The sequence below is a fragment of the Streptomyces sp. NRRL B-1140 genome (assembly GCF_001280065.1).
GTDB lineage: Bacteria > Actinomycetota > Actinomycetes > Streptomycetales > Streptomycetaceae > Streptomyces.
Genome location: NZ_LGEA01000134.1, coordinates 1 through 11,119 on the forward strand (window position 1 = coordinate 1; position 11,119 = coordinate 11,119).

The 11,119-nt window shown below is 68.5% G+C and carries 13 protein-coding genes; 6 read left to right on the forward strand and 7 right to left on the reverse strand.

All coding sequences use genetic code 11. From position 1 onward, the window contains the following. Nucleotides 1–142 precede the first annotated feature (142 nt). The 7 genes from ADK65_RS31745 to ADK65_RS31775 form a co-directional block, all read right to left on the reverse strand. Complete coding sequence (locus tag ADK65_RS31745; protein ID WP_053674459.1) at nucleotides 143–451, reverse strand: hypothetical protein; 309 nt, start codon at nucleotides 449–451, stop codon at nucleotides 143–145. Then, entirely contained in the window at nucleotides 448–927 is a 480-nt protein-coding gene (locus ADK65_RS31750; protein WP_053674460.1) for a hypothetical protein, read from the reverse strand. The genes ADK65_RS31745 and ADK65_RS31750 overlap by 4 nt, the downstream gene beginning before the upstream one ends. A 116-nt stretch (nucleotides 928–1,043) precedes the next feature. Next, complete coding sequence (locus tag ADK65_RS31755; RefSeq protein ID WP_053674470.1) at nucleotides 1,044–3,254, reverse strand: hypothetical protein; 2,211 nt, start codon at nucleotides 3,252–3,254, stop codon at nucleotides 1,044–1,046. A gap of 59 nt (nucleotides 3,255–3,313) precedes the next feature. Then, nucleotides 3,314–3,679: a hypothetical protein gene (locus ADK65_RS31760; protein WP_234353022.1), complete on the reverse strand. Its 366-nt coding sequence runs from the start codon at nucleotides 3,677–3,679 to the stop codon at nucleotides 3,314–3,316. A gap of 103 nt (nucleotides 3,680–3,782) precedes the next feature. Continuing rightward, the gene (locus ADK65_RS31765) at nucleotides 3,783–3,977 is read right to left on the reverse strand and encodes a DUF5999 family protein (protein WP_053674471.1); all 195 of its coding nucleotides are present in this window, start codon (nucleotides 3,975–3,977) and stop codon (nucleotides 3,783–3,785) included. Between the two features lie 279 nt (nucleotides 3,978–4,256). Further along, on the reverse strand, nucleotides 4,257–4,514 hold the full coding sequence (locus tag ADK65_RS31770) for a WhiB family transcriptional regulator (protein ID WP_053674462.1): 258 nt from the start codon (nucleotides 4,512–4,514) through the stop codon (nucleotides 4,257–4,259). 239 nt (nucleotides 4,515–4,753) lie between these two features. Beyond that, nucleotides 4,754–5,599, reverse strand: a complete 846-nt coding sequence (locus ADK65_RS31775; RefSeq protein WP_053674463.1) for a hypothetical protein — start codon at nucleotides 5,597–5,599, stop codon at nucleotides 4,754–4,756. Nucleotides 5,600–5,946: 347 nt separating this feature from the next. Between ADK65_RS31775 and ADK65_RS31780 the strand changes: the two genes are divergently transcribed. The 6 genes from ADK65_RS31780 (at nucleotide 5,947) to ADK65_RS31805 (ending at nucleotide 10,670) form a co-directional block, all read left to right on the forward strand. Then, complete coding sequence (locus ADK65_RS31780; RefSeq protein WP_053674464.1) at nucleotides 5,947–6,705, forward strand: GntR family transcriptional regulator; 759 nt, start codon at nucleotides 5,947–5,949, stop codon at nucleotides 6,703–6,705. Then, entirely contained in the window at nucleotides 6,702–7,400 is a 699-nt protein-coding gene (locus ADK65_RS31785; RefSeq protein ID WP_053674465.1) for an AAA family ATPase, read from the forward strand. The genes ADK65_RS31780 and ADK65_RS31785 overlap by 4 nt, the downstream gene beginning before the upstream one ends. A gap of 207 nt (nucleotides 7,401–7,607) precedes the next feature. Next, nucleotides 7,608–8,780 (forward strand): helix-turn-helix domain-containing protein, encoded by a 1,173-nt coding sequence (locus tag ADK65_RS31790; RefSeq protein WP_053674466.1) that lies wholly within the window; start codon nucleotides 7,608–7,610, stop codon nucleotides 8,778–8,780. Further along, nucleotides 8,777–9,367: an isochorismatase family cysteine hydrolase gene (locus ADK65_RS31795; protein ID WP_053674467.1), complete on the forward strand. Its 591-nt coding sequence runs from the start codon at nucleotides 8,777–8,779 to the stop codon at nucleotides 9,365–9,367. Before ADK65_RS31790 ends, ADK65_RS31795 begins: the two co-directional genes overlap by 4 nt. Beyond that, nucleotides 9,364–10,272, forward strand: a complete 909-nt coding sequence (locus ADK65_RS31800) for an NAD(P)/FAD-dependent oxidoreductase (protein WP_053674468.1) — start codon at nucleotides 9,364–9,366, stop codon at nucleotides 10,270–10,272. Before ADK65_RS31795 ends, ADK65_RS31800 begins: the two co-directional genes overlap by 4 nt. Before the next feature lie 101 nt (nucleotides 10,273–10,373). Beyond that, entirely contained in the window at nucleotides 10,374–10,670 is a 297-nt protein-coding gene (locus ADK65_RS31805) for a helix-turn-helix transcriptional regulator (protein WP_053674469.1), read from the forward strand. The last annotated feature ends 449 nt before the right edge of the window (nucleotides 10,671–11,119 follow it).

Consider the following 11,119-nt stretch of genomic DNA (forward strand, 5'->3'; position numbering starts at 1 on the left):
GACCTCCGTGTGCGGTGCAGCTTAGACACCTCCACCACACCGGAGGTCTTCGCCGTGATCAAGACCCCGGCCCTGTCAACAACGCTCGTGATCAATACAGCTAGGCCCCGCCGGAGCCCGGCGGGGCCTTCGTGGGTGACGCTCAGTTACGCGGGCCGTGCTGCTTCAGGACGGTGTCCGCATACTGCATGAGGTGGTCGAACAGCCGCGGGTCGCCCGCCTGCCGCTTCTCCAGCACCAGCTTGAAGAGGCGGCAGACCAGCGTGAATGCGGTGAGGACATCACCGCGACCGGCTTTGACTTCCCTCGTGATTTCGGACCGAGTAACGCGGAGCCAGAATTCCATCCGGCCCATTTCTCCGCGACGTTCGATCGCCTTGCGCTCTTCTTCCTGCAGCCAGCCGTTCCGCCCTTGAATGGAGCGTTCGATGCTGCTGAGGGGGCGCGTCACGCCGACTCCCTGTTACCCAGGTCGTAAATCGACGTGGGAATACTATAGCCGGAACTGAGGCTCTGCGCACCCTGCTGCGTCGAGTTGGGCGCGGCTTGGAGCTGCTGCGGGTTCTTCTTGCGCTGCCTTTCCAGCTCTTTTTCCTTCCTTTCCTTGGCCGTATTCACAACGGCCTCGTCGTGGGCGCGGCGCTTATAGGCGCTCTTTTCCAGGCCCTCGGTGAGGTTGTTCAGGTTCTTGAGCACGTTTCCGAGGGCCTTTTCGACGGGCAGCGCGCGCAGCCTGGCGTGGTACCAGCGGTCGCCCTCCACATGCGTCTTGCGCAGGTGCACGCGGGTCTCGATCGCGAGGGTCTCCAGGTTCTTGCCGATGTCCAGCAGGACCCGCTGAACGTCGGCCAAGTACCGGGCGGTTGCCTCCGGGCTCTGCGCGATGTCGCGCAGAGGTGCGTAATTCGGGTCGTTTTCGCTGTTCACGGCGGGGATTCCCTCCTGGTGTACTTGTGGGGCTGTCGACTTGCTTCCGGCAGTCGCGGCGAGGGCCAGCCCACTTCCGATGGGCTGGCCCTCACTCGTGTGTGCCGGACGGCGGATCAGCGCAGGTGCTTGTCCGCGTCCTCGGGACGCAGCAGGCCGGCCTCCTTGAGCAGCCGAACTGCGCGGGACTGGTTGACGCTGAGCTTGGTGCGGACCTGGTAGAGGGTGACGAAGCCGTCCTCGTCGCGCGGCAGGTTCTGTACGAGCGGCAGGAGTTCAGCGTCCGTCCGTACAGGCGTACCGGGACGGTCCGTACCCGCCGTACCGCTGGTTCCGGTTGCAGGAGAAGACGCGGCACCCGTACCTGTACGAGCCTCCGGAACACCGTCACTGCCGGACTGTGTACGGACGCTGACCGACCCGGTGCGCACCTGTACGGCCGCACTGGCCGTACCGGTACGCCCCGCAGCCGCTGTACCTGTACGCCGCGCCCCGTTGGGAGCGGTGTGTACACCGTCTGTACGGTCGCTGTACGGCCTGGTCACCGCCGCTTCGGACCCGTCATCGTGCGGCGGGTGCGAGGCGGGGTGTACAGGGTCCGTACCGTCGCATCCGGTGCCCATTTCCTCCGGCCGGACCGCGCTGCGAGCGGTGTACAGGTCGGCGTTTGCGGCCCCTGTACGGCTGGACGGCATGCCGTCCGTTGCGTCGGTACGCCGGTGCGTACCTGTACGGGCGGGCGTTCCGTTTCCGCTGTCCGTACCGGTACGGCCGACCGCAGCAGCCGTGCTGCCGTGCCCGTTCGTACCGTCGTCGTGCATGAGCGTGTGGACGCGCCAGATGACCGCCACGAAGATCAGCACGACGAACGTGGTCAGCTGCCACGGTGCCGACTGGCCCTCCTTGACGATGTGGGCCTGCTCGGACAGGTGGTACGTCACGTTCGCCGACGCCATCAGCAGCAGCGCGTAGGGGATGTCCTTCTTGGCGCGGAACGCGGTGACGCAGTAGACGTCGATGCTGACCGGCAGCAGCGGGGCGACGTACTGGTTGATGCCGACCATGCGGGCCAGCTCGTACTCGCCGGAGGCGGCGAGACCGACGCCGGCGGCGAGCGCGATCCACGGGGCGGTCTTCCATGCCTTGCGGCTGAGGTTCTGGTGCCAGCCGCGGAAGCGGGAGTTGGCCCGCTTCGCCTCCCGGGCCTCCTCGAGCAGCCGGCGGGCGCGGGCCTCATCGGCCTGCGCCCGGTCGGTGATGCCCTTGGCCTTGCGCTGCGCTTCCGTGGTGATGCGGTCGGTCTCCTTCTGGGCTGCCTCCCGCAGCTGCACCGCGACGGTCTTGGCCTCCTCCCGCAGCCGCTCGCGCTGCTTGTCGCACGCGGCCTTGAGCCCGGCGAGCTCGTCAGCGAGGGCCTTGCGCTTGGTCGCGGCCTCCGTGTCGAACTGGTCGGTGAGCTCGCGCAGCTTCTCGCGCAGCTCGGTGCGGGCCTGCTCCGCTTCCGTGTGCGCGGCGGCGACGTGCTGGTCGGCCTCGCGGCGCCGGTCGTCGGCTGCCTTGACCGCGTCCGCGTACAGCGCCTCCGCCTCCGCGCGGCGGCCGTCGTACTGCTCAGCCGCTGTCGCCGCGAGCTGGGCGAACCGCTCGCGGGCCTGGTCAACCTCCCGCTGCGCCGCGGCCACCAGTTCGTCGGCCTGCTCCTGGGCGCGGGCGAGGATCTGCCCGGCCTCGGTGCGGCGCTGGTCGACCAGGGCGCTGATCTCGGTGAGGTCGGCCTCCGCCAGGCGCCGCAGCTCGGCAACCGCCTTGGCGGTCGCCTCACGGTCGGTGGCGGCCAGCTCGGTCAGGTCGGCGACCTGCGCGCGGGCCTCCTTGACGAGGGTCTCCGCACGGTCGCGCGCGTCGGCCAGGAGCCGGTCGGCCTCGTCGCGCGCCGCCTCCAGGTCGTTCTTCGCCGCCGCGCGCTGCGCGGTGGCCTCCTGGTCGGCGTCGGCGGTGATGCTCGCGGCGCGGCTCTGCGCCTCGGTCATCAGCGCGGTGACCTGCTCGTGCGTGTCGGAGACGGTGCGCGCGGCCGCCATCTCGGCTTCCGCCTGGAGGGCGGCTCCGTGCTCGCGCGCGGTGTCGATGATGTCGGCGGCCCGGTCCCGGGCGTCCGCGACCCGGGCCAGCGCCTCGAAGTGCATCTCCGTCTCCATCGTTCCGGCCGGGGGAGCGTCGGGAGCATCGGGAGTGGTGGAGGCGGTGGGCTGCGGAGCCGGACGGGACTGCGCCGCTGGCTTTTTGCGGGCGGTGGGCCTCTTGTTGCGGGTTCGAGTGGCGGCCACGCCGCCTCCTTCCAGGTCGATGCCGCCCCGGCCGGGGCGGCGGTTCACGGGTGGTTCGGTCAGTTGCGCTGGGCGGGCAGCTCCGGCCGCTGGTTGGCGGTCGCGTGCTGCTGGGTGAGCCAGGCGAGGGCGGCCGCGGTCATGTCGTCGGCCGCGGCGTCGGTGTTCAGCGGCGCGGTGTCGATGTCGCGCATCGCGTCGACGGCCGGCAGCAGTCGCATGTAGTCGGGGTTCGCGTAGTAGATCGGGCGGCCGTTGGGCAGCGGGGTCAGGTCGTAGGTGTCGCCCAGGCAGACCCGGTCCATGCGGCAGACGAAGGTGTGGCCGGCCTGCCCGGTCCAGAACTTCTCCGGGTCGCGGTACAGGACGAACTGGCCCCGCTCGAATTTGATCGCGGGGGTGGTGCTCTGGGCGTTGTCGCGCACGGCAACTCCTTGGCGGGTCAGGTGGTCCGGACTGTCCGGCTCCCATTCACCGCCCGTTCCGGCCGCCAGGTTCGGCGGTCGGAACGGGCGGATCAGGCAGCCGTCAGGCCAGGGCCGCGACGGGACGGTGCGGGTCGACGACCCGGCCGTCGGGGAGTAGCCCGCCGGTGTCCTCGAAGAGCAGGACGGCGTTGCACAGCAGGCTCCAGCCCTGGTCCTCCGGGTGAGCGGCCACGACGTGCGCGGCCTCCCGGTCCGGGCTGTCGGCCGTCGGGCACTTCGGGGTGTGCGTGCACAGCGAGCCCGGCAGCCGGGTGCCGGTGGTCGCGGTGTCGAGCTGGGTGCTGCTACGCATGGGCGCTCCTACCGGGGAAGCCCGAGATGATCTCCCGGGCTGGAGTCATACGGAAGGCCGGCCGCCCGTAGTGCGGGCGACCGGCCTGGTCGAACGGCGGTGCGCCGGAGGGAAGTTAGGTTTCCGTCCCGTCGTGCGGTCAGCCGTGAGCGCGGCGGCCGAAGGCGTGGTCGGCGTTGGTCCGGCGGACTGCGTCCTCCAGGCGCTTCTGGTCGGCGTCGCTCATGCCGATGCCTGCCGCGCTCGGTTGCGGGCGGCGCGGCGCTTCATCGCCCGCCGCTCGTCCTCGGACAGGCCGCCCCACACGCCCTCGTCCTGGCCGGACTCCAGCGCCCACTGGAGGCACTGCTCGATGACCGGGCAGCGACGGCAGACGGCCTTGGCCTCCTCGATCTGCAGGAGCGCCGGGCCGGTGTTGCCGATGGGGAAGAACAGCTCGGGGTCCTCTTCGCGGCAGACCGCGTTGTGGCGCCAGTCCATGCTGATCACTTCCCCTGCCGGACCCGGCGCAGGGCCTCTTCGATGATCGGGTCGGTGGTGTCGTCGTTCCGTGCGATGCTGGTGGGCATCAGGTCTCCAATCGGGTCCTGGACAGCCCCGGAGGGTCTCAAGTCGCCGGGGCTGTCGTGCTGTTCAGGCTGTCCGTTTCGTACGAGCAGCCGCGGCCCCGGCCTCCCCGATCGCTCGGGATGGCCGGGGCCGTGGCGGTTCGTGCGGTCCTACCGGGTGAGCTGCTCTTCCTGCGTCGCCAGGAGAGTGATCGCGCTCATCAGGTCGGCGCGCTCCCAGTCGGTGAGCTGCGGGGCGTCGGCCTTGTGCGGGTTGAGTGTCTGGATCAGCGCGGCCAGGGTGTCGCGGACGCGCCGGATGTCGGCGTCGGCGACCGACTCTGAGACGTTCTGCCACTGCTGCTCGTGCAGCAGGCGCAGGCCCCACGCGCGGCGGTCGTTCCAGTCCTCGCGGTCCATCTGCGCCTTGCGGCGGGCGGGGGCGAGGCGCTTGGTGTGCGCGGCGAGCTGAGCGAGGCGGCGGCCGTCCGTGCACCGGGAGGTGAGGTCGGCGGCGCGCAGGATGTTGCCCTTGTCGTCCTTGATGGAGCAGACCGAGCAGCCGCGGACGTGGGCTTCGTCCAGCTTGCGGGCCGTCTTGTCGTCGACGGTGCCGCCGACGATCTGCATGACGGCGGGGGTCGAACCGGTCTTCGGCTTGCGGATCACGCGGGTGGGGCGTCGGCCAGCGGTCTGGGTGAGGCCCTCTTCCAGCCGCTGGAACCACTGGTCGACGGTGAGGTTGATGGTGACCAGGCGGTGGCTGCCGGGACAGCGGATCGGGTCTTCGGTGCCAGCCTTCTCCGTGTGGTGGGGGACCAGCTTGGGCCGCGCGCTGTGCGGCGCGTTGATCGGCACCCAGGTGCGGCAGGTGGGGCAGACCAGCGTGGAGTACGCGAGGTCGACTTCGTGCGGCTTGAGGCTGGAGACGACCAGCGGGGGGAGCGTGTTGATGGCGCGGGACCGGACGCGGCGCGGACGCTTCTGAGCGGTGAGATCGCGGGTTCGCGTAGGCATGAGGGCTCCTTCAAACGAAGTGGCAGGAGTGCATCGCAGGTGCTCTCTCCGCCCTTCAGGCCGCACGGCGAACCGGCGTCCTGAAGGACAGACAACGCATCAGCGCTGCGGGGTGGTACTCGCTGCAGACCATGGGCGGAGGAGTTAGAGGTGCCTCGGGCTCCGGCCACCGAGGTGGCTAGGGCTTTGGACTCCGGCCACCGAGGTGGCGATCTGCTGCGATGGTGCTCACTCGGTGCTCCCGGAGGATCACCGACGCCTTACATACATCAGGTTGCCTCAGGTACCCTCACGTGTCAAGCGGTATAGTGAGGCATCCAGAGGGAATTTGAAGGAGGCGAAGGCACATGTCAGGGCCACCCCGAGCCGACAATCGGCCGCCGTACGCGCGCATCGCGGGCCACTATCGCGACCTGATCACCTCTGGGCAGCTTTCGCCGGGCGACCTCCTGCCCAGCATCAAGACCCTGGCTACCGAGTGGGAGGTCAGCACAGCTACCGCGGACCGAGCCATGCGGCTGCTGCGCGAAGAGAAGCTCGTGCAGGGCATCCCGGGCGTCGGCACCGAGGTGATGGAACGCCCCATCTCGCTGTCCTCCGGGGCGGAGCGCCACGACCGCAGCAGCAAGACGCAGTCGTCGTGGGGCGTCGGCGAAAAGTCGTCCGGCCACACCGCCGGCATAGTCGAGGCTCCCGAAGACGTCGCTGAGGTGCTGGGTATTTCGCCTGGTGACGACGTGATTCGCCGTAGCCGTGTCTACAGGGACGGTCATGGCATCGTCTCCCACTCCACGTCATGGATCCCAGCGGAGTTCGCACAGGCCGTGCCCGAGCTGGCGCGGAGCGAGCGACTCAAGGGCGGGTTGTCGCTCGACTTGATCGCCCAGGCCACCGGGCGGCACGTCGTTAAGCGCGTGGATGAGGAATCGGCTCGCATCGCAACGGAACGCGACCTCGAGCTCCTGGAGCTGGAAGCCGACACCATCGCAGCGATCCTTGTGCTGACCGCGCGCTTCCTGGACGCCGACGGCGAGCTGCTGGAGTACGGCGTTGACTTGGGCGCCCCAGGCCGCACCCGTCGCACGACGTCAGAGGTGCAGAGGTGACCACGCCCGGCGCCGCCGTCCTGGACGACACGCTCGTCTCCTGCCTCGAAACCCGCCTCAGCCACCTTCTCCGAGCCGAACACACCGACGCCCTCACGCTGGAAGGACGATTCGAGATCACGCGCATCTCCGCCGCTTTGTCCGGCCGACCGAGCCCCGCGCCTCGCGCGATTCTCATGTCCGGTCTGCAGGGTTCTGGCAAGACGACTCTCGCCCGTGCCCTGGAAGAGGCCGGGTTCCGGCGCCTCTGCCCTGACGAGGAGATGTTCCGCCGCTACGGCCACTACGGCAGGGACTTTCCCCGCGGGCAGTTCAGGGTCCGGGAGGCGCCCGTCCTCAAGGACATCGCCCTTGAGCTCCAGGAACTCCTGGCGGCCGGACACGACGTCGTAGTTGACCACGGCTTCTGGACTCCGGAAGAGCGGGCCCAGTGGGCAGCGACCGTGATGGAGGCCGGCGGCGAGCCTGTCCTCATCTACTTGCCCGTGCCGCATGAGGTGCGCTGGGACCGAATCCGGAAGCGCAACGAACAGTCGCTGGTCGACCCGAACAGCATCGAGTTCAGCGAGGAGGACCTGCTCAGGCATGCTGGCCGTTTCTCCCCGCCGACCGCCGATGAGCCGCACATCGTGTACGACGGGCAGCCGGACAGCGTGCTGACCGCCATACAGCTCAGCAAGCACTTCGATGCCTGACGGCACACAGGACTCGATGCGAGCGCGGCACTGGGGTGTGCCCGGGATCGCCATGGTTCCTCCGGCCGGAATTGCGGGTGTGGATCAACAAGAAACAGCATCCGCACCACGGGCCTTGAGCGAGATGTCCGACCGTGGAAGTGGTGTAGCAACAGCGTGGCAATAGCGTCGTTGATGCCTGGAAGGTGACCGCCAAGGGGGTGTGTAGTGATCGCTGTGGACAGGTGGACAGGTGAGGAGGCGCTGCTGTTGCGGTCGGTGATGCGAGCGTCCGTGCGCGAGTTCGCCGGTCGCCTCGGCATCAGCCCCCGGACCGTCTCGAACTGGCAGCGGAACAAGACAAGCGTCTGCCGTCCCCAGATGGCGCAGATCCTGGACACGGCACTCCTCCAGTGCACCCCAGCCGAGCAGGAGGCGTTCAGCCTCCGTCTGGCAGCGCTGCGTGGAGCGTCAACTCCCCTCAACGCAGAGTCGGCAGCGCGTCCGGCACCGTGCACGGTCGTCTCCCACAAGTTCTTGCCGGTGTACCTCGGTGAGCGCAGTACGCCCCTCTACGCTGCGGGTTCGCCATGCGAGCCAGGGCCAGGCGGCTTGGAGCAGCGAGTCCTGCCGGCTGACCACCACTCCGCGCAGTCGTCGACGGTGCACATCTACGCCTGCGGTGTCGCAGTGGTGCATCTCGAGGAGCACCACCACCATCTCGAGTCGTTGACCGAGTTGGCGTTGTGGCGTTACCGCACGTACCTGAAGGAGCCGGGCTGGGTAGGGGAGTGGATGGCCCACCTGTTGGCTCGACACGGCGACGGCACGGACCATCCTGCCCAGTCGCTCGTTCCGCAGTACGTGCTGTCGGCCTACGAGCTCCGCACACATTCCTGGTCGAGCGCCGGCCTGGATACGGCTCTCCAGCTGCTCGCTACGCCATCAGTGCTGGTCAATCGGCAGAACCCAGCGGATGTGGTGCCGCTCGGACCGGGGGTAGAGGAAGCCAAGTTCCGTGACGGCTGGGCCCACCCCGAGGCCGTGACATTCGACGGCGGAGTCTCCCGCGGCGTGGTCGGCTGGTCCGGTGTCGCCTATCACCCGCAGCAGGACGAGCGGGCTCTGACCATGAGCCAGATCGTGGCCCTTGAGCTCGACGTACAGGCCCTCTGGGCCCTCTCGTCGCACATCCTGCACACGATCGAAGACGGCCAGGACCCGGTGATGCCGACGGCCTACGGTTGGCGCTTCCTGCGCAGCGCCTACTTCCGGCTCACTACCGCGCGCCCCACTGAGACCGCCCAACACCGTGTGATGCGCGAGGCCATCCTGGCCACCAGCGAACTTCCTGATCGGCTGCGCGCCGCCCAGGACGCTCTCCGAGACAGCAGTCCGTGACGGCCATGTGGAAGGCGGAGTGGGTGGACCCTCGATCGACAGCGCTGCTGGTCATTGATGTACAGCAGGGCTTCATCAACCAGCACAGCCGCGGAATCATCCCTGCGGTCGTTCGCCTGGTGGAGGGCTGGCAAGCAGCCGGCGCTCCCGTGGTGCTGTCACGGTTCCACAACGAGCCCGGATCGCCGTACGAGACGATCACGGGCTGGACGCGATTGCGTACTCCCGAGGAGCAAGCCCTCGTTGCTGACCTGGCTCCCTTCGCTGCCACCGCCGCCGCGATCATCGACAAGCCCCAGGCATCAGTGTTCACCTCCGAGGGCGCCCGGACCATCCACGAGGCGGGCTGGACCGATCTGGTGCTGTGCGGCATCGACACGGACGCGTGCGTATACGACTCCGCTGTCGCCGCCTATCAGGCCGGATACCGGCCGTGGGTCGTCACCGACGCTTGTGCCTCCACCGGCGGCGCCCGCTACCACGACGCCGCACTCCTGCTCGCCGCTCGGAACATCGGCGCTGCGCAACTGGTCACGAGCGAAGTTGTCTTGTCCCGAATCACCGGAACGCAGGGAGCCCACGCATGAACGCACCGCACGAGACAGATGTGCTGGTAGTCGGCGCCGGCCCGTCAGGCGTGGCGGCCGCGGTGATGGCTGCCAGTCTGAACCTTCGAACGGTCATCGTGGAGGCTGACTCAGTAGGCGGCAAGCTGCATGTCATCGGGGCGCTGGAGAACGTCCCTGGCAACTGGTCGACCGGCCCCCAACTTGCTGAAGCCCTTGCCGCCGACCTGGACCGCCTACAGGAGGCTGGCCGATGCTCCGTCATGCAGGGCCGTGCGGCCAGCGTCACCGGCTACGACGACCGGGCGGAGCTCGTACTCGAGGACGGATGCGCACTGAGTGCACAGCTGATCGTGGTCGCCACCGGCGTCGCTGCCCTGGCTCCGCCCGATGCCGACTGGATCAGCGCTCCTGAACGTTTGTCCGTGCCTCCGCTGTGGCGCACCAAGCCTGCAGACCTGGCAGGCCGGACCTATGTTCTCGGAGGAGACCGCCCCCTCGGGACTTGGCTCCGCACCCACCCACACTCCTCCACGACGCTTCATGTCCTTTGTCCACCGGCGGATGACTACAAGATCGCCGAGGTCGCGGAGGACGAGCGCGTGCGCATCGTGCCTGTCTCTCACGTCGTCCTGTCGCCGATGGCCTACGGAGACGAGTGGAGCTTGCAGGTCAAGGACCGGCAGGGTGAGCGCAAGTCCTACGTCGCCAAGACGGTGCTGAACAACCTCGGCAACACGCCAGCGGGTCTGGACGGTCTCACCTCGAGCAAGGACGGTTACTGCCCTCCCGATAAACAGCACCCTCGAATCCGGGTCGCTGGCGACTTGAGGTCGGCCCAGTTCCAACGCGTCACGACGGCGCAGGGCTCTGGGGCGGAAGCTGTGCTCGCCTCCTACTACGCCTCGGTCCTGAGGCCATGTTGAGGCTCAATGCTCACCGCCCTATCGGCGTATCGATGCGTGCTAGCCGAGATCGATCCCGTGGTGTATCTTTCAGGGATTCGGTGATCATGAGAGGTTGGGGCATGTCCGACGCGGATCCCATGCAGCGGGTCAACGCTCTCCTCGAGGACGTCCTGCCGACGCCACGCGTGCGTCAGCAGCTGCGCCTCGCTGCAGGGCTCACCCAGCAGGAAGTCGCCGACGCCGTGGGCGTGAAACGCCTAGCCGTAGCACGCTGGGAGCTAGGCCAGACCCACCCCCGGCGGCCCCATCGCGCCGTCTACATCCACCTACTCAAGGGGCTCGCGGAGCGTTTCCCCGAGGTCGCTGAGCTGAATGCAGGCAGCACGACGCCGACCTCCGAAAGGGGGTCGGGATGACCTAGCGGCCATCGGCCGCGCGCGCCAATGAGGTGGACTGCAATCCACCGTGGCCCCGCGCGGCCCGTCTCGCCGACCGTCAGGTCGGCCGCCCAGTCCCCGGTTGGCGCCGGTTCTGGGCTCCAGCTCATCGAGCTGGGTCTTCTTCCTTCGCAACACCCCGCCTTGGCAGGCGGGCACCTGGTCCGCTTTGGCAAGCGGGCCACCCCGGCTCTCCAGGAGCCCCTTTGGCAGGGGGCCTCTGTTGAGCCACCAGCGTCACCCCGGGTTCCGGCGGCTTTGGCAGGCCGTCCGGTGCTCGGGGCTCCGTCCATACAGAGCGCTCGGCCGTGGTCGGGCCCCTCGGCAGGGGCCTAGGTGTATTGATCACGAGCGTTGTTGACAGGGCCGGGGTCTTGATCACGGCGAAGACCTCCGGTGTGGTGGAGGTGTCTAAGCTGCACCGCACA